The following is a 1,432-nucleotide window of genomic DNA, read 5'->3' as shown; positions in this document are numbered from 1 at the left end:
GTCCATTTGAAGTTTTCTTCGGGACAAAGTTGCGCTTGATTTGACAATTCGTCATACATAAAAACCCCAGCTTAATAAAGCATGTATAAAAAAAGTATAGTCCATTAACTCGTCCCAAACAATAATTCTTAACAAATTTAAAAATTTGGCAACATTTACCAGACATTTTTTAGTGTTTAGTAAAATTTAATTGGACTTCAATTTTACCTTTTTGATCAATCGTCTTTGTATATATGTTGGACAATGAAATCTAGAATTATTTCGTTCATTTCTTACCCTTAAACAAAGCCTTTCTAATCCATCTCTGGGAAAAACCATAAATGTGTGACAAATCTTTAACACTAATGGTCTTATCACTGATACTTCCCAAATATTTTTTAAGTGTTTGACGATCATAGAGTTTCATCGGCATCTGTACTTGGGTGCCTCGGAATTCATGATAAACTTTCATCATATTATCTTCGCCAACTAAATCATAAAGAGCCTTGTACGTTGGATGTAAAACCTCGTAGCGAATCTTTTCCTTTTTCAACATTATTTCCTCCCGAACTCCACTAGTATATAAAATAGCAAAAATTTAGACACTCTAAAAATGCACGGTGCAATACAAACAGCATGTATAAAGTCCTATGAAATGACATATTAATGGAGACTTATTATTTTTATTTGTTGTGTTTCTTCCTATTATTAATAGTTAATTAGGCTATTAATAAAAAGTAACAACCACATTTGAACCGGTTCATTCATCTTTGTATGTTCAAATATATCGGGAGTCAAGTTCAACTGTACAAAAAAAGGTCGTCATTAAACGTCGCTTTCTCGCTTTAACCACTCAATATGATTTTTTTCTCGTTCGATAGCGCGCGTCAAAATCAGATAGTGACCATAATTATTTTTTATTTGTTGCTGATTGGAAAATACTGTTTGGAGTCGTTTTTGCAAATGAGCATACTTATCCTGATTAATTTTTAACTCTTCAGAAATTAGCTTCTTCATCAGTGGATCTGTTTCATCCAGTACAAAGTACATTTTTAGCGAGAACAAGTCCTCATCTGCTTGCAGTGGCTCTTCCATCCAGGCACGCAAAACTCTATGACCAGCATCAGTAATTTGATAATAAGTTGATTTACCATCTTCTTGATCAATTACCCAGTCGTCTTCTTTCATGCGAGCTAGTTCGGGATAAATCTGACTGTGTGACGCACGCCAAAATTCGCCAACTTCATTTTTGAATTCTTGGCTGATTTGGTATCCGGATAACTTACCTTTGTTGTTTATCAATCCGAGCAATACATATGGCAAAATTCGTCTCTTAGGCATAATTCCTCCAAAAAAAATGATATACGATGTTCTCGTATATCATTATAATACTATTTATTAAGGCTGTACGATAAATAGAGTTGATAGGCATTTTGCCATCAACTCTATTTTT

Annotated in this window: 2 protein-coding genes; both read right to left on the bottom strand. The window is 33.4% G+C overall.

The window, feature by feature from the left end; translation table 11 throughout:
• Positions 1-265 precede the first annotated feature (265 nt).
• The gene (locus tag FD33_RS11015; protein WP_025086426.1) at positions 266-535 is read right to left on the bottom strand and encodes a hypothetical protein; all 270 of its coding nucleotides are present in this window, start codon (positions 533-535) and stop codon (positions 266-268) included.
• 269 nt (positions 536-804) lie between these two features.
• On the bottom strand, positions 805-1,320 hold the full coding sequence (locus tag FD33_RS11010) for a PadR family transcriptional regulator (RefSeq protein WP_025086427.1): 516 nt from the start codon (positions 1,318-1,320) through the stop codon (positions 805-807).
• Positions 1,321-1,432: the final 112 nt, after the last annotated feature.

Source organism: Companilactobacillus paralimentarius DSM 13238 = JCM 10415 (assembly GCF_001434985.1).
Classification (GTDB): Bacteria; Bacillota; Bacilli; order Lactobacillales; family Lactobacillaceae; genus Companilactobacillus; species Companilactobacillus paralimentarius.
The sequence above is the reverse complement of the archived record's forward strand: the minus strand, read 5'-3'. Positions and strand labels throughout refer to the sequence as shown.

Bases quoted from the DNA above. Each gene is read 5' to 3' on its own strand.
- FD33_RS11015 (WP_025086426.1), bottom strand. From the start codon at position 535: ATGTTGAAAAAGGAAAAGATTCGCTACGAGGTTTTACATCCAACGTAC.
- FD33_RS11010 (WP_025086427.1), bottom strand. From the start codon at position 1,320: ATGCCTAAGAGACGAATTTTGCCATATGTATTGCTCGGATTGATAAAC.